The sequence below is a fragment of the Actinacidiphila sp. bgisy167 genome, from assembly GCF_965342175.1.
In the GTDB taxonomy this organism is placed as follows: Bacteria; Actinomycetota; Actinomycetes; order Streptomycetales; family Streptomycetaceae; genus Actinacidiphila.
In genome coordinates, this window is the sequence record NZ_CBDRBL010000056.1 from 24,359 (window position 1) to 45,171 (window position 20,813).

At 70.9% G+C, this 20,813-nt stretch carries 17 protein-coding genes; 8 read left to right on the forward strand and 9 right to left on the reverse strand.

Annotated features, from left to right (window positions below; genetic code table 11):
• Positions 1 to 89 precede the first annotated feature (89 nt).
• On the reverse strand, positions 90 to 686 hold the full coding sequence (locus tag ACRWND_RS20730) for a hypothetical protein (RefSeq protein ID WP_431951530.1): 597 nt from the start codon (positions 684 to 686) through the stop codon (positions 90 to 92).
• Complete coding sequence (locus ACRWND_RS20735) at positions 670 to 3,207, reverse strand: hypothetical protein (RefSeq protein ID WP_431951532.1); 2,538 nt, start codon at positions 3,205 to 3,207, stop codon at positions 670 to 672. Before ACRWND_RS20735 ends, ACRWND_RS20730 begins: the two co-directional genes overlap by 17 nt.
• A gap of 727 nt (positions 3,208 to 3,934) precedes the next feature.
• Between ACRWND_RS20735 and ACRWND_RS20740 the strand changes: the two genes are divergently transcribed.
• The gene (locus ACRWND_RS20740) at positions 3,935 to 4,501 is read left to right on the forward strand and encodes a dihydrofolate reductase family protein (protein WP_431951534.1); all 567 of its coding nucleotides are present in this window, start codon (positions 3,935 to 3,937) and stop codon (positions 4,499 to 4,501) included.
• Between the two features lie 62 nt (positions 4,502 to 4,563).
• Here the strand turns inward: ACRWND_RS20740 and dnaB are convergent, their stop codons facing one another.
• The gene (gene dnaB, locus ACRWND_RS20745; RefSeq protein ID WP_431951536.1) at positions 4,564 to 6,033 is read right to left on the reverse strand and encodes a replicative DNA helicase; all 1,470 of its coding nucleotides are present in this window, start codon (positions 6,031 to 6,033) and stop codon (positions 4,564 to 4,566) included.
• Positions 6,034 to 6,469: 436 nt separating this feature from the next.
• Between dnaB and ACRWND_RS20750 the strand changes: the two genes are divergently transcribed.
• On the forward strand, positions 6,470 to 7,813 hold the full coding sequence (locus ACRWND_RS20750) for an MATE family efflux transporter (RefSeq protein ID WP_431951538.1): 1,344 nt from the start codon (positions 6,470 to 6,472) through the stop codon (positions 7,811 to 7,813).
• 103 nt (positions 7,814 to 7,916) lie between these two features.
• Here the strand turns inward: ACRWND_RS20750 and rplI are convergent, their stop codons facing one another.
• From rplI to rpsF, 4 genes are all read right to left on the reverse strand, one after another.
• A complete protein-coding gene (rplI, locus tag ACRWND_RS20755; protein WP_431951540.1) occupies positions 7,917 to 8,366 on the reverse strand; it encodes a 50S ribosomal protein L9 in 450 nt (149 codons plus the stop codon).
• An 18-nt stretch (positions 8,367 to 8,384) separates the two neighbouring features.
• Positions 8,385 to 8,621 carry a 30S ribosomal protein S18 gene (gene rpsR, locus ACRWND_RS20760; RefSeq protein WP_026250812.1) on the reverse strand — a complete coding sequence of 79 codons (237 nt, stop codon included), beginning with the start codon at positions 8,619 to 8,621 and terminating at the stop codon, positions 8,385 to 8,387.
• A 44-nt stretch (positions 8,622 to 8,665) separates the two neighbouring features.
• The gene (locus tag ACRWND_RS20765; RefSeq protein ID WP_431951543.1) at positions 8,666 to 9,247 is read right to left on the reverse strand and encodes a single-stranded DNA-binding protein; all 582 of its coding nucleotides are present in this window, start codon (positions 9,245 to 9,247) and stop codon (positions 8,666 to 8,668) included.
• Between the two features lie 61 nt (positions 9,248 to 9,308).
• Positions 9,309 to 9,599, reverse strand: a complete 291-nt coding sequence (rpsF, locus tag ACRWND_RS20770; protein ID WP_361791024.1) for a 30S ribosomal protein S6 — start codon at positions 9,597 to 9,599, stop codon at positions 9,309 to 9,311.
• A gap of 291 nt (positions 9,600 to 9,890) precedes the next feature.
• Here rpsF and ACRWND_RS20775 point away from each other — a divergent pair, with 291 nt between their 5' ends.
• The 3 genes from ACRWND_RS20775 (at position 9,891) to ACRWND_RS20785 (ending at position 12,624) form a co-directional block, all read left to right on the forward strand.
• Positions 9,891 to 10,223, forward strand: a complete 333-nt coding sequence (locus ACRWND_RS20775; protein ID WP_431951545.1) for a hypothetical protein — start codon at positions 9,891 to 9,893, stop codon at positions 10,221 to 10,223.
• A 156-nt stretch (positions 10,224 to 10,379) separates the two neighbouring features.
• Complete coding sequence (locus tag ACRWND_RS20780; RefSeq protein ID WP_431951547.1) at positions 10,380 to 11,501, forward strand: lipid II:glycine glycyltransferase FemX; 1,122 nt, start codon at positions 10,380 to 10,382, stop codon at positions 11,499 to 11,501.
• Between the two features lie 91 nt (positions 11,502 to 11,592).
• A complete protein-coding gene (locus tag ACRWND_RS20785) occupies positions 11,593 to 12,624 on the forward strand; it encodes an alanine racemase (protein ID WP_431951549.1) in 1,032 nt (343 codons plus the stop codon).
• Between the two features lie 111 nt (positions 12,625 to 12,735).
• Here ACRWND_RS20785 and ACRWND_RS20790 read toward each other — a convergent pair whose 3' ends face one another.
• Both ACRWND_RS20790 and ACRWND_RS20795 read right to left on the reverse strand, forming a co-directional pair.
• A complete protein-coding gene (locus tag ACRWND_RS20790; RefSeq protein ID WP_431951551.1) occupies positions 12,736 to 14,283 on the reverse strand; it encodes a glycosyltransferase family 87 protein in 1,548 nt (515 codons plus the stop codon).
• A gap of 150 nt (positions 14,284 to 14,433) precedes the next feature.
• Positions 14,434 to 16,788, reverse strand: coding sequence for a transglycosylase domain-containing protein (locus ACRWND_RS20795; protein ID WP_431951559.1), 2,355 nt, complete (start codon positions 16,786 to 16,788; stop codon positions 14,434 to 14,436).
• Between the two features lie 770 nt (positions 16,789 to 17,558).
• Between ACRWND_RS20795 and ACRWND_RS20800 the strand changes: the two genes are divergently transcribed.
• The 3 genes from ACRWND_RS20800 to ACRWND_RS20810 all read left to right on the forward strand — a co-directional run bounded on the left by ACRWND_RS20800 (position 17,559) and on the right by ACRWND_RS20810 (position 20,704).
• Positions 17,559 to 18,209, forward strand: a complete 651-nt coding sequence (locus tag ACRWND_RS20800) for a PadR family transcriptional regulator (RefSeq protein WP_431951553.1) — start codon at positions 17,559 to 17,561, stop codon at positions 18,207 to 18,209.
• Between the two features lie 23 nt (positions 18,210 to 18,232).
• Positions 18,233 to 19,315 (forward strand): inositol-3-phosphate synthase, encoded by a 1,083-nt coding sequence (locus ACRWND_RS20805; protein WP_431951555.1) that lies wholly within the window; start codon positions 18,233 to 18,235, stop codon positions 19,313 to 19,315.
• 99 nt (positions 19,316 to 19,414) lie between these two features.
• Entirely contained in the window at positions 19,415 to 20,704 is a 1,290-nt protein-coding gene (locus tag ACRWND_RS20810) for an MFS transporter (protein WP_431951557.1), read from the forward strand.
• Positions 20,705 to 20,813 lie beyond the last annotated feature (109 nt).

Here is a 20,813-nt window from a genome sequence, read left to right on the forward strand (position 1 = left end):
CCCGGGACTCCTGCACACGCGCCGCCTTGGCATCCGCCGGTTGTGCGGGCTCGGCCTGGTCGCGGTCGGACCTCGACCACGTCTCGCCCTCACGCACCGACTTCAACTCCGCGGCGGCCGTTTCGGCGATGCGGCTTCCAGCTGGGACAGCCGTGTCGACCAGTGGTACCGGCGGGACGGCAGAGGACGAAGACGAAGACGAAGACGAGGACTTGGGCGCGGGCGCCGGTGTGGTCGCCGGCTTCGGCTTCGGCTTCGGCGTCGGCGCGGACCCCACCGGAGCGGGCGGCGACTTCGGCTTCGGCTTCGGCTTTGGCGTCGGCTTCGGCTTTGGCGTCGGCTTCGGCGTCGGCTTCGGCGTCGGCGCGGACCCCACCGGAGCGGGCGGCGACTTCGGCTTCGGCGGCGACTTCGGCGTCGGCGCGGGCGCCGGCGTCGGCTTCGGCGTCGGCGTCGGCTCGGCGGACGCGGGTGCGAAGAGCGAGTCGGCCTCGGTGTCGACGACCGGAAGCGAGGTGGCTTTGCGCGTGGTCACCGCCGGAGCCTTGGGCGAAGCGGGTGACTTCTGGTGGTGCAAGGACGGGCTCCTGTCTGTCGTTGTCTGCCGGGGACTCGGGGACGGTCCGGCGCCCCGACCCGGCCGGCCCGTTGCTACGTGGCTGTACCTGCTCAGTGGTCGCCGACACTTCCGCTGCAGCGTGCCGGCCATGGACCGGTGCCCCAGGTCAGCTCCGCCAGCGCCTGTTCGAGACGGGCCAGCGCGGTCTCGTCGGCGTCCTCCAGAGCGTCCGCGCTCCCGGCCGTGAGCCGGTCGGGCAGCTGGCGGAGGAGGATCAGCGGCTCGCCGCCCTGCGTGCGTACATCGAGCACCCGGTACTTCGTGCCCGGCGCAAACACGATCTCGTTCATTGCCTTGCGCGCTCCCTCGCGCAGCGCACCCACGGCGCGGCCCGTGATGGACCAGATCACGTACGCCGCCTGCGCCCCCGAGACGGTGTCGGCCTGATCGATCGGCAGGCCACTTATCGGGGCGGCATCATAGAGCATCTGACCGCGGCGCGGCGTGCTGCCGGTGCCGAACGGGGGCGCCCCGCGCAAAACCGCTCCGCGGTACGGCGGGAGCCACTGCAGCCCGGACGTCAGGCAGGCGGCGAACGGCTGCCACTGGGGCTCGCCCGAACGCAGCAGCGCCCGCAGCTCTGCGTGGCGCTGCGGACTGTCGGCCTGTTCCATGTACATGCGAACGGCGACGAGATCGTCGTGGACGGCCTCGTCCTCCTGTCCCTGGGGGGCCGGCAGGCTGGTCATCGCCCGGCGCACCGCAGAGCTGTGCCGCTCCCACACCGCACTGGCGAAGCCGCGGAAGGCGCTGCGCTCTTCGAGCGTGCTGCGATGGCGTGGTGACGTCGGTGCGGGGCCCCTGGCGGCGTGTCCGGCCTCGTGCGGGGACTGCTGGGCTTCGGGAGCCTGCGCGGGCCGCGGCGTTCGCGGCGGCGGGGCGGCGGAGCCCGGTTTGGGTGCCGCCGGGGCGGTGCGGCGGGGGGCGGGTGAGGGGGCCCCGCGGTGCTCGGCGGGCCCCTGCGGACCGCGCTCGTCCAGGGGCCGGGGCGGCTTCTGCTGTGTGCCCTGCGGGCGGCTCGCGCTCCCGGCGGCCGGACCCACGCGTGGGGTCCCAGGGGTCCGGGGGCCGGGAGCAGGAGTTCCGTGGGTCCCAGCGGCCCCGGGGGCCCCAGCGGTCCCAACGGCCCCAACGGCCCCGGGGGCCCCAGCGGTCCCGGGGGCGGCCGGGCGTACCCCTTGGACGGGGGAGAAGCGGATGACGCGCAGGCTGTGCTCGGCCGCCAGGGACCGCAGCGCACGGCCGCCGTCGGGCGGGGTAGCGTGGACGTGCAGCGTGGTGAGGGCTCGGACGGCGGGATTCACCGCCACGAGCACACGGGACACAACGGGCCACAGCGTCGCCGTGAGACGGTCGCCGGGCCGTCCGATATCGATCACGGGTCCGTCGTGGTTCACCGGCCGGTCACTGTGCGGGATCGGAGCGCCGCCCATGGGGCCGACCCACAACCCGGCCCTGGTGAGCACGACGCGCCACTCGGGGGACAGGAGGAACTCCCCGTTCACGGCGGGACCGTTCGCGGGGCGGAGCCCGCCGATCCCCTCGGGTGCGAACCAGCGCAGCAGGCGCGGCGGGTGCGGGCGGTCCGCGGTGCCCGCGGGAGCGCAGACGACCGCGTCGACGTACGGCAGCCACCGCGGCACCTCGTCGGTCCCGACCATCGCCGAGCGCACCCCGTAGCGCCCCATGGGGCCGTCGGAGGCGAACAGGGGCAGGCCCGTGGTGACCTCGACCTCGATGCCCAGAGTCGAGGAGACCGACTGGGCCAGGGGCAGCAGATCGGTTCTCCCCCCTGGCACGAGGCGCACGTCGCAGTCCTCGGCCGGTATCGCCTCCAGGAGCGCGACGACGTCCGATGCCGCGACGTCCTCACCGAAGGGGACGCCCACGATCACGGCGGCCCGCCGGGGATCGACAGGAACGGTGTGGAAGAGGTCGCCCGGACTCGGTGCAGCCGAGCCCGCGGGGCGGATCAGCAGCCCTGCCGGCACCTGATCCACCACGCAGCCGCTGACCGCCGTCGCGGGGACCCGGCGAAGGGCGTTCTGCCACCGGGGAGACGGCATGCGCGGCCCGAGCGGCACCGGAGCCCGCCCCGGGGCGAAGCGCCGCCACCCGCCGGTGCCGGGCGGCACGAACGCCGAGCCGCCCGGCACCACCATCACCGGTCCGTCGGGCGCCTCGACCGTCATGTCCCAGGCGTCGGCGATCCGCCGGGCCGTGGCGGGGCGGCCGGGGCGGTCGTCGCCGGCCCCGGAGAGCACCAGACGCACGGTCCGGGTGCCGTCCGCCCGGAGGGTGTCCAGTACCTCGCGGAGCCGTGGCCACAGCCCGCTGTGCCCGGACGGGTCCACGGCGACGACGATCGTGGCCGTGCCGTCCGGCGAGGCCATGGTGCGGGACAGGTCGATGACGTCGGCCGGGTCCAGGCTGTCCTCGGTGGGCGGCCGCAGCACAAGCAGTCCGCCGTGGTCCTCGACGAGAACCCGCGGGGCGGGGTCGTCGTCGAGCCGACTCTCGGGTCGCCTGCGCGGCGGAACGCTCGCGCCGCCGCCTTGCCTGGCAAACGTCTCGCGCCAGCGGCTCATGGGCCTTCCTTGTCCTTACACGTACCGATTCACCGAAACCGGCTCGCGCCGACGTCGCCGCGACCGGACCTCCAGGGCACCCGCGGGTGCCGGGGCAGCAGCGGCTGCGCCCATCCTGCGTTCAGGGGGTGTGCGCCGCTTCGCCGGCAACCGCCGGCGCCGTCCGCCGCACCGCACGCGGCAGTGGCGCCCGGTCACCCGTCCGACGCGTCGCGCCCTCCGCCGCGGACCCCCTCATCGCCGCGACAGCGAATGTCACCGTTGCCCCGTCCCAGCCCCGGCAGCTGATGACCGCGATGTCGCCGCGCCGTGGCCTACGAGGTTCCCCGCACCCCGTCGTTCCGCTCGTTCCCCCCTGTCACACCGCGGTGAGTCGCGGCCAGGTTTCCCCCGTAGTCTGGCGGCCATACCGACGGACGGTTGACGTCGGGCCTCCTCCGGGTGAACAAACTCGCCTGGCCGACCCTGCCGATGAAGATTATCGCCGACCGACGGAGTTGCGTGAGCACGGTCCCGGATCGGACCTCTCCCGGCGAATCCCCCTTGCGGTCGCTTCCGGTGCGCGACCCGGGAGTTCTCGGCCGCCTCACGGCCTTGGCACCCGTGATCCGTCTCCACACGCCGGGCCCCGAGCACGAGGACAACCGGCGAGCCCGGATCGCGCGCCGATACGGTTCCCGAGCCGCACCGGTCCACGTACCGGACACCCCCGGACGAAAGGCTGGCCATGCGGAAACTGATCTACGGCATGAACCTGACTCTGGACGGCTACATCGCCGCGGCCGGCGACGACATCGGCTGGAGCGGACCTCCGAGCCACGAGCTGTTCCAGTGGTGGCTCGACCATGACCGGGCGAGTGGCCTGTCGCTCTACGGCCGCAAGCTCTGGGAGACGATGAGCTCCCACTGGCCGACCGCCGACCGGCAGCCGGGCGCCACCCCTGCGGAGATCGAGTTCGCCCGGAACTGGCGGGACACGCCGAAGGTGGTGTTCTCCTCGACGATCGACGAGGTCGACTGGAACACCCGCCTGGTCACCGGCGACGCGATCGCCGAGATCACCCGGCTCAAGGCCGGGGACGGCGGCCCCATGACCATCGGCGGCGCGACCCTCGCCGGGGCGGCCGTGCGTGCCGGCCTGATCGACGAGTACGTGATCGCCACCCATCCGGTCCTGGTGGGCGGCGGCACGCCGTTCTTCCCCGCGCTGGACACCTGGGTGAACCTGAGCCTGGTGGAGCACCGGACGCTCCCCGGCGGCGTCGTCCTGACCCGGTACGAGACGAGGCGCTGAGCGCCGTCCGTCCGACGTCGCCCAGGGGACCGCACGGGAAGGAGACCTCCCGGCCGGACCGCTCAGGTCTGCGCCATGTCCACGAAGCGCGAGTAGTGGCCCTGGAAGGCCACGGTGATGGTGGCCGTGGGGCCGTTGCGGTGCTTGGCGACGATCAGGTCGGCCTCGCCGGCGCGCGGCGACTCCTTCTCGTAGGCGTCCTCGCGGTGCAGCAGGATGACCATGTCCGCGTCCTGCTCGATGGAACCGGACTCGCGCAGGTCGCTGACCATGGGCTTCTTGTCCGTGCGCTGCTCGGGACCACGGTTCAGCTGGGAGAGCGCGATCACCGGGACCTCGAGTTCCTTCGCCAGGAGCTTGAGGTTGCGGGACATGTCCGAGACTTCCTGCTGACGGCTCTCGGGGCGGCGCGAACCGCCCGCCTGCATCAGCTGGAGGTAGTCGATGACGACCAGCCGCAGGTCGTTGCGCTGCTTGAGCCGGCGGCACTTGGCGCGGATCTCCATCATCGACAGGTTCGGCGAGTCGTCGATGTAGAGGGGGGCCGCCGAGACGTCGGGCATACGGCGGGCCAGCCGTGTCCAGTCGTCGTCGGTCATGTTGCCGGACCGCATGTGGTGCAGGGCGACCCGGGCCTCGGCGGACAGCAGGCGCATCGCGATCTCGTTGCGGCCCATCTCGAGGGAGAAGAAGACGCTGGGCATGCCGTGGGCGACCGAGCACGCCCGGGCGAAGTCCAGCGCGAGCGTGGACTTGCCCATCGCGGGGCGGGCGGCGATGACGATCATCTGGCCCGGGTGCAGGCCGTTGGTGAGGGAGTCCAGGTCGGCGAAGCCGGTGGGCACCCCGGACATCTGGCCGCTGCGCGAGCCGATGGCCTCGATCTCGTCGAGGGCGCCCTCCATGATCTCCGAGAGCGGGAGGTAGTCCTCGCTGGTGCGCTGCTCGGTGACGGCGTAGATCTCGGCCTGCGCGGAGTTGACGATCTCGTCGACGTCGCCGTCGGCCGCGTACCCCATCTGCGTGATGCGGGTGCCCGCCTCGACGAGCCTGCGCAGGACCGCGCGCTCGTGCACGATCTCCGCGTAGTACTCGGCGTTGGCGGCGGTGGGCACCGCGTTGACGAGGCTGTGCAGGTAGGGCGCGCCGCCGACGCGGACGAGCTCGCCGCGCTTGGTCAGCTCGGCGGCGACGGTGATGGGGTCGGCGGGCTCGCCACGGGCGTAGAGGTCGAGGATCGCCGCGTACACGGTCTCGTGCGCGGGCCGGTAGAAGTCGGCGCCCTTGAGCACCTCGACGACGTCGGCGATGGCGTCCTTGGACAGCAGCATGCCGCCGAGCACCGACATCTCGGCGTCCAGGTCCTGCGGCGGTACGCGCTCGAAGCCGGAGCTCCCGCGATCGTCGTCACGGTCGCGGTCCCGCTCGTCCCTGCGCCGGAAGCGGGAGACGGGCAGACGGTCGCCGGGACCGTCCGGCGGGAAAGGCGGTTCGCTCCCCCAGTGGTCGTCCGCGGGTTCGGGCTGGCTCACCCCCCTGCCACCTCCTCCCCTCCGGCGCGGACCACTGCGTCGTGCCCCTTTTGCTACGCCACGGCTCTGACATTCACGTCGCTCGGGCACACCTGTGGCACCGGGCGACGCCCCACGGTAGGGGTCCACGGGGCTCACAGCCAAGACGGTTATCCACAGGCGTGGGGGATGACCTGTTGATGAACTGCCCCTACCTGTGGAGAAGCCCCCTCCAGCTGTGTACAGGGCGGGGGACAGCGCGGTGGACAAGCACACAATCACCCAATGATCACGCGGCTGACCTGCGGTTTTTTCATCCACCCGCTGTGGACAAGAAAAACTTGCCCGCTCAGCCCAAGATCACGACAAACGGCACGGAGGAGATCACCCTGCGCAGCCACAAGTAAGAGGCAGGGCCCCCTTGTGTCCCTTACATGTGGATGATTACCCTGGCCGGGTGCCCCAGGTCGCCGAAGTCTCACCCCGTCAAGCCGTACGCCGCCACGACCGCGAGATCATCGGTCTCGCACTGCCCGCCTTCGGGGCGCTGGTCGCCGAACCGCTCTTCCTCATGGCCGACAGCGCGATCGTGGGCCACCTCGGCACCTCGCAGCTCGCGGGCCTGGGCGTCGCGGGCGCCCTGCTCACCACCCTCGTCGGCGTCTTCGTCTTCCTCGCGTACGCCACCACCGCCGCCGTCGCCCGCCGGGTGGGCGCGGGCGACCTGCCCGCGGCGATCCGCCAGGGCATGGACGGCATCTGGCTCGCCCTCCTCATCAGCGCCGCCGCGGTGGCTATCGCGATCCCCGCGGCCCCCGCCCTCACCGACGTGTTCGGCGCTTCCGGCACCGCCGCCCCCTATGCCGTCACCTACCTGAGGATCAGCGCACTCGGCATCCCCGCGATGCTCGTCGTCCTGGCCGCCACCGGTGTGCTGCGCGGGCTGCAGGACACCCGGACCCCGCTCTACGTCGCCGTCGGCGGCTTCGCCGTGAACGGTGTGCTCAACGTGGTGCTGGTGTACGGCGCCGGGCTCGGGATCGCCGGCTCCGCCTGGGGCACCGTGATCGCCCAGAACGCGATGGCGGCCGTCTACCTGGGTGTCGTCGTCCGCGGGGCACGCCGGCACGGCGCCTCCCTGCGGCCCGACCTGGCCGGCGTCCGCGCCTGCGCCCAGGCGGGGACGCCCCTGCTGATCCGCACGCTGAGCCTGCGGGCCGTGCTGATGCTGGCCACCGCGGTCGCCGCCCGGCTCGGGGACGCCTCGATCGCCGCCCACCAGATCACCACCACCCTCTGGTCGCTGGCCGCCTTCGCCCTGGACGCGATCGCCATCGCCGGTCAGGCCATCATCGGCCGCCACCTCGGCGCCGACGACGTGGCCGGGGCCCGGGCCGCGTGCCGCCGCATGGTGCAGTGGGGCATCGCCTCGGGCGTGGTCATCGGCCTCGTCCTGGCCGTCTCCCGGCCGCTGGTCGCCCCGCTGTTCACCACGGACCCAGCGGTGCGCTCCGAACTGATGACCGTCCTGCTGGTGGCGGCGCTCTTCCAGCCGGTCTGCGGCGTGGTCTTCGTCCTGGACGGGGTCCTCATCGGCGCCGGCGACGGCCCCTACCTCGCCTGGTCGATGGTCGTCACCCTCGCCGTCTTCACCCCGGCCGCCCTGGCCGTCCCGGCTCTCGGAGGGGGACTCACCGCCCTGTGGTGGGCGACGGGCCTGATGATGCTCACCCGGCTGGCCGGCCTGCACTGGCGCGCCCGCTCGGGAAAGTGGGCCATCGCCGGCGCCGTGCGCGCCTGACCGGCGACCTGCCGGTCGGCGACCAGAGGCTTCCCGCCGACGACAAGACGCCGGGCCCGGGACCTCATGGTCCCGGGCCCGGCGTTCACGCGGTGCGCGAGGGTCAGGAAGCGACGACCTCGACGTCGAGAGCGGCCTCGACCTCGGGGTGCAGACGCACCGACACCTTGTGCGAGCCGACCGTCTTGATCGGGGAACCGATCTCGACCCGGCGCTTGTCCACGTCCGGGCCGCCCGCGGCCTTGACGGCGGCGGCGATGTCGGCCGGGGTCACCGAGCCGAACAGGCGGCCGGCGTCACCCGCGCGGGTGGACAGCTTGACCTTGACGCCCTCGAGCTGCGCCTTGAGGGCGTTGGCCTGCTCGACGGTCGCGATCTCGCGGATCCGGCGCGCGCGGCGGATCTGCTCGACGTCCTTCTCGCCACCCTTGGTCCACGCGATCGCGAAACCGCGCGGGATCAGGTAGTTGCGGGCGTAGCCGCTCTTGACCTCGACGACATCGCCGGCGGCGCCGAGGCCGCTGACCTCGTTGGTGAGGATGATCTTCGCCATTGCTCAGTCCACCCTTCCTTAGCGAGCGGTCGAGGTGTAGGGCAGCAGCGCCATCTCACGGCTGTTCTTCACGGCCGTGGCGACGTCGCGCTGGTGCTGGGTGCAGTTGCCGGTGACCCGGCGGGCACGGATCTTGCCGCGGTCGGAGATGAACTTCCGCAGCAGGTTCGTGTCCTTGTAGTCGACGTAGGTGATCTTGTCCTTGCAGAACACGCAAACCTTCTTCTTAGGCTTGCGAGCAGGCGGCTTCGCCATTGTCTCTCTCCAGTGTGATCAAGAAGTTTGGTGCGCTGCCGCCCTTAGAAGGGCGGCTCGTCCGAGAAGCCGCCGCCGGAGCCGCCGGAGCCGCCGCCCCAGCCGCCGCCGCCCTGGCCGCCCCCGGCCGGAGCGCCGGTCGCCCACGGGTCGCCGTCGGGCGCGCCGCCCTGGCCGCCACCGGGGCCACCGCCCCAGCCGCCGCCCTGGCCGCCCCCGCCGCCGTACCCGCCCTGGCCGCCGCGCGAGGCGCCGCCGCCACCGCTGGCGCGGGTGACCTTGGCGGTCGCGTTGCGCAGGCTGGCGCCGACCTCGTCGACGTCCAGCTCGTAGACCGTCCGCTTGACGCCCTCGCGGTCGTCGTACGAGCGCTGCTTCAGACGGCCCTGCACGATGACGCGCATGCCCTTCTGAAGCGACTCCGCCACGTTCTCCGCCGCCTGCCGCCAGACCGAGCACGTGAGGAAGAGGCTCTCGCCGTCCTTCCACTCGTTGGTCTGCCGGTCGAAGGTGCGGGGAGTGGACGCGACTCGGAACTTCGCGACCGCCGCACCCGAGGGGGTGAAGCGCAGCTCGGGGTCGTCGACGAGATTGCCGACGACCGTGATGACGGTCTCGCCTGCCATGGTGAGTGACCTCTCGGCGTTGCTTGGCTTCTCGGTTTCCCGAATGCCTGAGCCGTCAGGCTCAGTGGGTCTCGGGACGGAGGACCTTGGTCCGGAGGACCGACTCGTTCAGGTTCATCTGACGGTCGAGCTCCTTGACGACCTCAGGAGTGGCGTTGAGGTCGATGACCGAGTAGATGCCCTCGGGCTTCTTCTTGATCTCGTACGAAAGACGACGACGGCCCCAGGTGTCGACCTTCTCGACCTTGCCGCCGCCGTTGCGGACGACGCCGAGGAAGTTCTCGATCAGCGGGGAGACAGCGCGCTCCTCGAGATCGGGGTCGAGGATCACCATCACCTCGTAGTGACGCATGTGGAACCCACCTCCTTTGGACTCAGCGGCCACGGCGTTTCCGTGGCAGGAGGGTTTGCATCGCGTCGCAACGGTATCCCGGCCCACTGACAACGCCCCCGGACCCGCGGGGACCGCTCCCCGCGGCCCCTTCGGAACCGTCATGTGGACCTGCACAGACACCGGTGCAGACGGTACACACTACCCGCCTCGCGGCTTCCGGTTGAAATCCGCCCGCGCATGCCCGCAATCTGTACACATCGGGTGTGTTCGGCGCTACGATGCGCCACCTCTCCATCACGGAGGTGCCCCATGGCACAGGCAGTACGACCCGCTCGCGGCGGCCGGCCCCATCGGTCCCGGTTCACCCTCAACACGGACGGCCGGCCCCATCCGGTGGAGAACACCCTGGCCGTCGTGACCGTCGTGCTCGGCCTGGTCTCCGCCATCGCGGCGTTCTGGAGCGGCCTGCACCTGCTCAGTTCCTGGGCGGGCCTGGTCGGCGTCCTGGTGGGCGCCTTCGGCCAGTACCGCTCCGTCACCACGGCCGAGCGCTTCCTCTTCATCATCGGCATGGGACTGGCCGCGGTCGGCTTCTACATCGGCATGGCCCACGGCGGTCTCTTCGGCGGCGTGGTGTCCTGAGCCCGCGCCGCCTGCCGTCCCTCCCGGCCCCCGCCGGGCGAAGCCGCGGAACCGACTTGTCCACAGCCCTCGCAGGGGCGTTCGCCGTTCGCAGTAGGCTTCGGCGCAGTAATGCAGTCAGCAATGCCGTAGCCGCAGCGATGGGGAGCGCCCCGCATGAGCTTGACCCTGAGGACCATCAGTCGGGAACAGCACCTGGCGTACATCCAGAGCCTGCCCTCGGCAAGCCACTGCCAGGTGCCCGCCTGGGCCGACGTCAAGACCGAGTGGCGTTCGGAGAACCTCGGCTGGTTCGACGACAAGACCGGTGAGCTCGTCGGCGCCGGCCTGGTGCTCTACCGGCAGTTGCCCAAGGTGAAGCGGTACCTCGCCTACCTCCCCGAGGGCCCGGTGATCAACTGGTACGCCCCCAACCTGGACGAGTGGCTGCGCCCGATGCTGGCGCACCTGAAGCAGCAGGGCGCGTTCTCCGTGAAGATGGGTCCGCCGGTCGTCATCCGCCGCTGGGACGCGGCCGCCATCAAGTCGGGCATCGCCGACCCGGACGTCAAGCGCCTGCGCGACGTCGAGGCGACGTTCATCGAGCCCCGCGCCTTCGAGGTGGCCGACCGGCTGCGCCGCATGGGCTGGCAGCAGGGCGAGGACGGCGGCGCCGGCTTCGGCGACGTGCAGCCCCGCTACGTCTTCCAGGTGCCGCTGGAGAACCGCAGCCTCGACGACGTCCAGAAGGGCTTCAACCAGCTCTGGCGCCGCAACATCAAGAAGGCCGAGAAGGCCGGCGTCGAGGTCGTCCAGGGCGGCTACGACGATCTCCCCGTGTGGCAGCAGCTGTACGAGGTCACCGCCGAGCGCGACCGCTTCCGCCCGCGGCCGCTGCCGTACTTCCAGCGCATGTGGCAGGTCCTCAACGCCGAGGACCCCAACCGCATGCGGCTGTACCTCGCCCGGCACGAGGGCGAGGCGGTCGCCGCCGCCACGATGCTCGTCGTCGGCCGGCACGTCTGGTACTCCTACGGCGCCTCCGCCAACCACAAGCGCGAGGTCCGGCCGAGCAACGCCATGCAGTGGCGGATGCTGCGGGACGCCTACGCGCTCGGCGCGAGCGTGTACGACCTGCGCGGCATCAGCGACTCGCTCGACGAGAGCGACCACCTCTTCGGTCTCATCCAGTTCAAGGTGGGCACCGGCGGGCAGGCTGCCGAATACTTGGGCGAGTGGGACTTCCCCCTCAACAAGCTGCTGCACAAGGCGCTCGACATCTACATGTCCCGCCGCTGACCGGCCGGCCCCGCCGGCCGGCCGACCCCTTGCCCAGCTGCCCCAGCTGTCCGACTGACCGCAGAACCGCAGAAAGGTCCACGTTCCGGCCATGGCGCTCACCCTGTACGTCGACACCGCGCGCTGGCGTGCGCACCAGCAGTCCGTGGCGGAGCAGTTCCCCGGACTGGTCCCCGTCTGCAAGGGCAACGGGTACGGCTTCGGCCACGAGCGCCTGTCCGAGGAGGCGATCCGGCTCGGTTCGGACATCCTCGCGGTCGGTACGACGTACGAGGCAGCCCGGATCAAGGACTGGTTCGGCGGGGACCTGCTGGTGCTGACCCCGTACCGGCTGGGCGAGGAGCCGGTGCCGCTGCCGGACCGCGCCATCCGCTCCGTGTCCTCCGTCGAAGGCGTGCGCGGCCTGGTCGGGGCCCGGGTCGTGATCGAGGTCATGAGCAGCATGAAGCGGCACGGGGTCAGCGAGGACGACCTGGTCAAGCTGCACTCGGCCATCGACGACGTCCGGCTGGAGGGCTTCGCCATCCACCTGCCGCTGGACCGCACCGACGGCTCCGACGGGGTGCAGGAGGTCCACGCCTGGATGGAGCGGCTGCGCGCCGCCCGGCTGCCGCTGCACACCATGTTCGTCAGCCATCTGAAGGCCGCCGAGCTGGCCCGGCTGCGTGACGAGTTCCCGCAGACCCGTTTCCGCGCCCGCATCGGCACCCGGCTGTGGCTCGGCGACCACGAGGCCACCGAGTACCGGGGCGCCGTCCTGGACGTCACCCGCATCGCCAAGGGCGAGCGCTTCGGCTACCGCCAGAACAAGGCCTCCGAGGACGGCCACCTGGTCGTCGTCGCCGGCGGCACGTCGCACGGGGTGGGCCTGGAGGCTCCCAAGGCCATGCACGGCGTGATGCCGCGCGCCAAGGGCGTCGCGAGGGCCGGCCTGGCCACCATCAACCGCAACCTGTCGCCCTTCGTGTGGGCCGGCAAGCAGCGCTGGTTCGCCGAGCCCCCGCACATGCAGGTGTCGATCCTCTTCCTGCCGGGCGACGTGGCGCCCCCGGCGGTCGGTGACGAGCTGGTGGCACACCTGCGGCACACGACGACGCAGTTCGACCGCGTCGTCGACCGCTGACGCACACGCCGCCGCCCCCGAGCCCCTGAGGCCCGGGGGCGGCGTGCCGGCGGTCTCTGCGGTGCCCCGGACGTCCTGGACGCCCTTGGGCGGCCCCTCCGCCCCCTCCGCTCAGTGCGGCGGGGTCCGGGGCTCCTTCTCCAGGCCCCAGTGCACCGTGGGCGCCTCCCCGAAGCCGTAGCCGTCCTCGGCCCCGTGCTGCAGCGGCGCCGCGTGCCGCGGCTGGTGCGAGGGCCGCCCCAGCACGAACACGTCCTCAGCGCCGTCCAGCACGCCCCCGGAGGGGTCGTCCGAGCCGTCCTGGCGCACCGCGTCGCGCTCCGGGAAGAGGATGTCGCGGACGACGACCGCGCACAGGTACAGCGTCCCGAGCAGGTGCGCCGCGATGGCCAGGTGGTAGCCGTCCTGCGGCAGGCCCTTGCTGTTGCCGCCCGTCGTGTACGCCAGGTACGACCAGATGCCGAGGAAGTACATGACCTCGGCGGCCTGCCAGACGAGGAAGTCCCGCCAACGGGGCCTCGCGAGCGCCGCGAGCGGCACCAGCCAGAGCACGTACTGCGGTGAGTAGACCTTGTTGGTCAGGATGAAGGCGGCCACGACGAGGAAGGCCAGCTGCGCGAAGCGCGGGCGCCGCGGGGCGTACAGGGTCAGCCCGGCCATGCCGGCGCAGAACAGCAGCATGAGCGCGATCGCGTAGAAGTTCGCGCCGTCGATGGACCTGCCGGTCTGCTGGGAGATGATCAGCCAGATGGAGCCGTAGTCGACGCCCCGCTCCTGGCTGAAGGTGTAGAACTTCGCCCAGCCGTCCGAGGCGAGCAGCATCACCGGGAGGTTCACCACCAGCCAGGCGCCCGCGGCGCCGCCCACCGCCGCTCCCCAGGCCCTCCACTTCCCGGCCCGCAGGCACAGCAGGAACAGCGGCCCCAGCAGCAGCACCGGGTAGAACTTGGCGGCCGTCGCCAGCCCGATCAGGATGCCCGCGGCCAGCGGCCGGTTGCGCGACCAGAGCATCATCCCGGCCGCCGCGAGGGCGACGGCGAACAGGTCCCAGTTGATGGTCGCGGTCAGCGCGAACGCCGGCGCCAGGGCGACCAGCAGCGCGTCCCACGGACGGCGCCGGTTGGTCCGGGCCACGCAGACCGCGATGACGGCCGTGCAGACCAGCAGCATCCCGGCGTTGACCAGCCAGTAGACCTGCTCCCGGTGCTGGATGGTGCCGCCGTGCGGGGTGAACCAGGAGGCGACCTCCATGAAGAGCCCGGTCAGCACCGGGTACTCCAGGTAGCCCATGCCGCCGGAGATCGTGTCCGGGATGTGGTCGAAGTACGGGACCAGGTCGTCGGCGAAGCCCCGGCCGTAGTACAGGTGCGGGATGTCGGAGTAGCAGGCGTGGCTGTACTGGGCGTTCGCCCCGAAGAACCAGCCGCTGTCGTAGCAGGGCAGCTTCTGCACCATGCCCAGCGCGAACATCCCGATGGCGATCAGCACGATCACCCGCAGGGGGTTCCACCAGCCCCGCCGCCCCACGGCCGCGAAGCGGCCGAGCGGACCGCCGATGACCTCGCTCCCGGCCGCGGCGACCGGGTCATCGCGGGTCGGGGGCACGACCGCCTCGGCCTCCGAGGCCTCGTGGTGGGGGTCTTCGCGCACGATCGTCATGGGCCACATCCTGCCCTACATCCGCGCGCGTGGAGCGTCCGATCCCCAGGCCGCCGGCCTCGCCCCCACCCGCCGGGGAACGGCCGCGGCCGCGGAGGGCACGGTGCCCTCCGCGGCCGCGGATTCACTGCTCGGCACTACCCGGGGCGGTCAACCGCCCGGACCTCCGAGCAGTCCGCCGTTCTTGCCTCCCCCACGGGTCGATGTGGCGGTCGGGGTCCCCGTGGGAGTCGTCCCGCCGTCCGTGGCACCGCCGTCCGTCACGCCGCCGTCCGTGCCGCCGCCGTCCGTGCCGCCGCCATCCGTCACGCCGCCATCCGTCACGCCGCCGTCCGTAGCGCCGCCGTCCGTGGCACCGCCGTCCGTGGCACCGCCGTCCTGGCACTGCCACTGCCAGGGCTTGCACTCCGGCGACTTCGTCGGCGTCTCCGGGACCTCCGGCTGCGTGTGGGTCGGGGTCACCGGCGCGGTCGGCGTCTCCGTCGGGGTGGCCGAGACCGAGGGGCTCGGCGACACCGAGGCGCCTTCCCCGTTGTGGATCTTGCCGATCTTCGGGGCGTCCGGGAAGCCGCTGTCGGGGCCCGTCACCGCCTCCTTCATGTACGCGGTCCAGACCTCGGTCGGGATGTCACCACCGTGGATGGACTCGACGCCTGCCGTGCCGTTCATGGACAGCAGACTGTGGCTCTTGGGGTCCTCACGGAACATCGCCACGGCCGTGGACAGCTGCTGGGTGTACCCGACGAACCACGCCGACTTGTTGCTGTCGGTCGTACCGGTCTTGCCGGCCGCCTTGCGGCCGAGCTCCTTGGCGCGGAAACCCGTACCGTTCTGGATCACGTTCTCCAGGACGTCGGTGACGTTGTCGGCCACCTCGGGCGGCATCGCCTGGGAGACCTTGGGCTTCTTGAAGCCGGGGACCTCCACCCCGTCCTTCTTCACCGAGGTGACCGAGTACGGGTCCGCGTGCTTGCCGGAGGCGGCGAAGGTCGCGTAGGCGTCGGCCATGCGGATCGCGCTCGGGGTGGACGTACCGAGGGCGAACGACGCGTTCTGGCTGGCCATGGAGGACTTCAGGACGCCGGACTTCTCGGCGACGGCGGCCACCTTGTCCATGCCCACGTCCATGCCGAGCTGCACGAACGGCGTGTTGATGGACTGCTCCATCGCCTTGCGCAGCGTGATGTAGCCGTTCTTCGCGTCGCTCTCGTTCTCCTGGTAGAAGGGCGTGTTGTCCTTGTTCAGCACGTAGGTGCCGTCGGGCCGCTTGATCTTGATGTGGTCGTTGCCGTTGTAGAGGCTCATCGGCGAGATGCCCTCGCCGTCCGAGCGGTAGGTGCCGTACTCCATGGCGGCTGCCAGCACGAACGGCTTCCAGGTCGAACCGACCGGGACGCCCAGGGTGTCGGCGTTGTTGGTGAAGTGGTTGTTCTCGAAACCCGCGCCACCGTAGAGGGCGACGATCGCCCCGTCGTTGGGCTTCACCGACGCGGCGCCGAACTGGACGTGCTTGTCCAGCTCCCGCTTGTCCGGCTTGATGTTCGCCTTCTCGACCTTCTTGACCGCGGCGGCCAGCGCGTCGACCTTCTTCTTGTCGAAGGTCGTGCGGATCGTGTAGCCGCCCTTGTCCAGCTCCGTCCGGCTGATGTCGGAGTGGGCCAGCACGTAGCGCTTGGCCGTGTCGACCAGGTAGCTGATCTGGCCGGTCATCCCCTTGGTCGCCTTGAGGCCCTGCGGCTCGGGGTACTTGGCGATGGCCTCGTCGTACTCGGCCTTGCTCAGGTGACCGTCCTTGTACATCTCGGAGAGGATGGTCTTCCACCGGCGCTCCGAGTTGGCCCGGTTCTTCTCGGGCGTCGCACTCGAGTCCAGGTTGACGTTGCCGGCCGGGTCATAGTAGGTCGGGCCCTTGAGCAGCGCCGCGAGGAACGCGCACTGGCTGGGGCTCAGATCCTTGGCGTCGACGCCGTAGTAGGTCTGCGCCGCCGCCTGGATGCCGTAGGCGTTCCGGCCGTAGTACGAGGTGTTCAGGTAGCCCTGCAGGATCTGCGGCTTGCCGAGCTTCGCGCCCACCTTTATCGAGATGAAGAGCTCTTTGAACTTGCGGCTGACCGTCTGGTCCTGGCTGAGATAGGTGTTCTTGACGAACTGCTGGGTGATCGTCGAACCACCCTGGGTGTCACCGCCGTTGGCCATGTTCCAGAAGGCACGGCCGATACCCATGGGGTCGACACCGGAGTCGTCCCAGAAGGTCTTGTTCTCCACCGAGATGACCGCGAACTGCATCGCCTTGGGAATCTCGGAGAGCGGCACGTTCTGCCGGTTGACCCCGACGCCCGTGGCGACCATCCGGGAACCGTCGGCCCAGAGGTAGACGTTGTTCTCCGACTTCGCCGCATCGTTCTCGTCGGGGATGCCCACCAAGGCGTAGCCCACGCCGCCGACGGCCACGATGCTGCCGAAGAGGAACAGGCACAGCCCGGAGACGAGCTTCCAGGACGGCATCCAGCGACGCCATCCGTCCTTCCCCCACCGCGGATAGTCGATGATGCGCTTCTTCGGGGGCTGTCCTCCGCCGCGGCCGCCCTGCCCGCCCGTGGCGGCACGGCGGCGGCCGCCCCTCTGCGTGGCCTGGGCCGCACGGCGGGCGGCGGCACGTCCCTGGTACGGCGGCTCGGCCCCGTGGGCCCGGCCGCCGGCGCTCGCACGGCTCCCCGCGCCCGCCCCCGGATGGGGGCCGTGCCCCATCCCCTGGCCCGGGCCGTATCCCTGCCCCGAACCGGTTCCTTGCGTGCCGTACGGCTGCGGCCTCGGTGGCCCAGCGGCCCGCCGACCGCCGGGCGGCGGGGGCTGCTGCTGCGCGCCGCGCCGGGCGGCTGCCCGGCCGTCGCCGGGCGACTGCGGCGGCTTGCGACGGTGCTCGCTCATGAACAGCTACTCCTAGGACAGGCGGAATCGCCTGAAGCGGCAGTTGGTTTTCCGGTCCCCCCGGCGTGCGATGCCCGCACTGCACCGGCGACAGGGACGCTCACTGACGTCACTCGGTTCCCAGTGCTCTGCATGGCGAACAGAGTACGCAGGGACAAAAGATGCGTTAGTCAGAAGTTCGTCACATTCCGGGCAGTTGACAGAGGACGGATTTCGCGATGTGACGCCAGTCACCGCGGGGCGCCTTGCCGTGCCCGGGAACTCGTTCTATCGTCTCGATGTATCGAGCCGATACATCACGGCGAGATAAGAGGCGACGAGGACACGGACGGGAGGGGAGCGAGGGCATGAGCAAGCGCTCCGGTATCCTTGAGTTCGCCGTCCTGGGCCTGCTGCGCGAATCCCCGATGCACGGCTACGAGCTGCGCAAGCGGCTCAACACGTCACTCGGTGTGTTCCGCGCGTTCAGCTACGGCAGCCTCTACCCCTGCCTCAAGACACTGGTCAATCAGGGCTATCTGGTCGAGGAGACCGGCCCTGAGCCCGATCCGCTCGCCGCGCCGCTCGCCGGCCGACGGGCGAAGATCGTGTACCGGTTGACGGCGGCCGGCAAGGAGCACTTCGAGGAGCTCCTCGCCCACTCCGGCCCTGACGCGTGGGAGGACGAGCACTTCGCGGCTCGCTTCGCCTTCTTCGGCCAGACGTCCAGGGACGTACGGATGCGTGTCCTCGAGGGGCGGCGCAGCCGTCTCGAGGAACGTCTGGAGAAGATGCGCGCGTCCCTCGCGCGTACCCGTGAGCGGCTCGACGACTACACGCTCGAGCTGCAGCGGCACGGCATGGAGTCGGTGGAGCGAGAGGTCCGCTGGCTGAACGAGCTGATCGAGACCGAGCGGGCAGGGCGCGGCAAGCAGCCCCCGGCCGCTCCGTCCGCCGATGCCGAGCAGGACAACCAACAGGAAAACGGCGGACCCGGCACGCGCCGGGGACCCGCGTGACGAGAACACAGGGAGCAACCGGAATGGGTTCGGTTCGCGTAGCCATCGTTGGCGTGGGCAACTGCGCCGCCTCGCTGGTGCAGGGTGTCGAGTACTACAAGGACGCCGACCCGGACAGCCGCGTGCCCGGCCTCATGCACGTGCAGTTCGGCGACTACCACGTGCGTGACGTCGAGTTCGTCGCCGCCTTCGACGTGGACGCGAAGAAGGTCGGTCTCGACCTCGCGGACGCCATCGGCGCCAGCGAGAACAACACCGTCAAGATCTGCGACGTCCCGCAGAAGGGCGTGACGGTCCAGCGCGGCCACACCCTGGACGGTCTCGGCAAGTACTACCGCGAGACCATCGAGGAGTCCGCCGAGGAGCCGGTCGACGTGGTGCAGGTCCTCAAGGACCGCCAGGTCGACGTGCTCGTCTGCTACCTGCCGGTGGGGTCCGAGGACGCGGCGAAGTTCTACGCGCAGTGCGCCATCGACGCCAAGGTCGCCTTCGTCAACGCCCTCCCGGTGTTCATCGCCGGCACCAAGGAGTGGGCGGACAAGTTCACCGAGGCCGGTGTGCCGATCGTCGGTGACGACATCAAATCGCAGGTCGGCGCCACCATCACGCACCGCGTGCTGACCAAGCTCTTCGAGGACCGCGGTGTCATCGTCGAGCGCACCATGCAGCTGAACGTCGGCGGCAACATGGACTTCAAGAACATGCTCGAGCGTGAGCGCCTGGAGTCCAAGAAGATCTCCAAGACCCAGGCCGTCACCTCGCAGATCCCCGACCGCGACCTGGGCGCGAAGAACGTCCACATCGGCCCCTCGGACTACGTGGCCTGGCTGGACGACCGCAAGTGGGCGTACGTTCGCCTCGAGGGCCGCGCCTTCGGCGACGTCCCTCTGAACCTGGAGTACAAGCTCGAGGTCTGGGACTCCCCGAACTCCGCGGGTGTCATCATCGACGCGCTGCGCGCGGCGAAGATCGCCAAGGACCGCGGCATCGGCGGCCCGATCCTGTCGGCGTCCTCCTACTTCATGAAGTCCCCGCCGGTGCAGTACTTCGACGACGAGGCCCGCGAGAACGTGGAGAAGTTCATCCGCGGCGAGGTCGAGCGCTGAACGGCGGCGTGACCTCCGTCTCCGCTCGTCGTACGACGTGACCGCGCAGGCCCCCGGATACGGCATCCGGGGGCCTGTTCGTCATGTGAGGGTGTGTGCATGCCCGTAGTCCGTGATCTCCGTCTGCTGCTGCGCTTCCGCGACTTCCGCCGGCTGCTGACGGTGCGGTTGCTCTCCCAGCTCGCCGACGGGGTCTTCCAGGTGGCGCTGGCGACCTATGTGGTCTTCTCCCCGGAGAAGCAGACCTCGCCGACCGCCATCGCCTCCGCGGTGGCGGTCCTGCTGCTGCCGTACTCGCTCCTGGGACCGTTCACGGGCGTTCTCCTGGACCGTTGGCGGCGCCGGCAGGTCCTCCTCCACTGCAATCTGCTGCGGGCCGCGCTCTGTCTCGGCACGGCCGGCCTGGTGCTGCTGCGTGTCCCGGACTGGCTCTTCTATCTGTCGGCTCTGTCGGTCACCGGCGTCAACCGCTTCGTTCTCGCCGGTCTGTCGGCCGCCCTGCCCCGCGTCGTCGACGGTGAGCGCCTGGTCATGGCGAACGCGCTCTCCCCGACCGCCGGAACGCTCGCCGCCACGGCGGGCGGCGGAGCGACCTTCCTGGTGCATCTGGTGGTGGCCGAGGGCCCTGCCTCCGACGCCCTGGTCGTGGGGCTGGCCGCCGTCGTCTATCTCTGCGCCGGGCTCGCCGCGCTCGCCCTCGGACGGGATCTGCTGGGACCGGACCCGTCCCGTGTCCAGCCGCGCGTCGGCGAGGCGCTGCTGAGCACCTTCCGCGGTCTGGTGCACGGACTGGGGCATCTGCGCCGACGGCCGCCCGCGGCCCGCGCCCTGGCCGCGATGACCGCGATGCGCTTCTGCTACGGCGGACTCACGGTGACGGTGCTGATGCTCTGCCGCTACGCCTGGTCGGGGTCGGGTGGCGCGGACCACGCGACGGCCGACGGACTGGCACTGCTCGGCCTGGCGGTCGCCGTCTCGGGCGCCGGCTTCTTTACGGCGGCCGTCATCACCCCGTGGGCCACCGGGCGTTTCGGCACCTTCGGGTGGATCACCGTCTGCGCGAGTTCGGCCGCCGTCCTGCTCCCCGTACTGGGCCTCACCTTCGAGCCGGGGCCGGTGATCGCGGCGGCCTTCGTGCTGGGCCTGGCCACCCAGGGAGCGAAGATCGCCACGGACACGGTGGTCCAGTCCTCGATCGACGACGCCTACCGGGGGAGGATCTTCTCCCTCTACGACGTGCTGTTCAACGTCTCCTTCGTCGGCGCCGCGGCCGTCTGTGCGCTGGTCCTCCCGCCCGACGGCCGCTCCGCCGGGCTCCTCCTCGTCCTCTCGGCGGTGTACGCGGCGGTGGCGCTGGGCATCGCCGCACATCAGCGTCGTTTCACGTGAAACAACGCGACCACCGCGCCTCCACCTGTTTCACGTGAAACCGGCGTCTTCAGTTCGCCGCCATGACCGCGGGGGGGTGTTTTGCTTTGAACACCACCCCCCCCCCCCC